This is a genomic window from Vibrio sp. 1641, assembly GCF_033339995.1.
Taxonomy (GTDB): Bacteria; Pseudomonadota; Gammaproteobacteria; order Enterobacterales; family Vibrionaceae; genus Vibrio; species Vibrio alginolyticus.
The window spans coordinates 1-615 of record NZ_JAWOVP010000294.1; the positions used below are offsets into that span (position 1 = coordinate 1).

1 protein-coding gene and 1 pseudogene are annotated in these 615 nt (G+C 42.8%); one reads left to right on the plus strand and one right to left on the minus strand.

All coding sequences use genetic code 11. The features are described from left to right. Positions 1–173: pseudogene (locus R7Z47_RS25605) on the minus strand (YitT family protein); the annotation flags it as partial. Between the two features lie 201 nt (positions 174–374). Between R7Z47_RS25605 and R7Z47_RS25610 the strand changes: the two are divergent. Continuing rightward, positions 375–615 (plus strand): GFA family protein (locus tag R7Z47_RS25610; protein ID WP_411913066.1); only part of this gene is annotated, 241 nt, incomplete at its 3' end.

The window sequence follows — 615 nt, forward strand, 5'->3', positions numbered from 1 at the left end:
AAAAATATTTGACCAAAACTGAAGTCACTGACTTTGGTCAGAAAGATGGCCAAGCCAGCAGTGCCGCCAGTCAGTAATCCTACTTTGCTGAAAAATATCACCCCAAGTGACACCAACGCGCTACCGAGCGTCAGAGCCAAGAGGTTTTCTCTTAAGCTATGATCTTTATCCATAAAACAATTTCCTTGGTTTAAAAACCGCGGCGGAGACAATCTGCCTATCGAACGCGGTAAACAGTCACCAAAATAGCGACTAATAAATCGACCGATAAAATGTCGCGAAAAGTGACCAATGTCGAGTTTTTGGACAAGATTATGATTATGTTAAGCTGTTTAACATAATGTACACATGAATAAAAACAACAAGGAAAAGCGATGATTAAGCAAGTTGGCAACACTCAAATTAACCCCCTGCATCGACTGACCTGTCACTGCGGAAAAGTCGAACTGGAACTGACGTTACCCAACGGAATTGAAAAGCCGAGACGCTGTGATTGCTCTATGTGTCGTCGTCGAGGTGCGATTGTGGCTTCAGTACCTTTGAGTGGTATTCGTATCGTTCAAGGTGACGATGTTTTAAAGCTCTACCAATTTAATACGCATACCGCGAAGCATT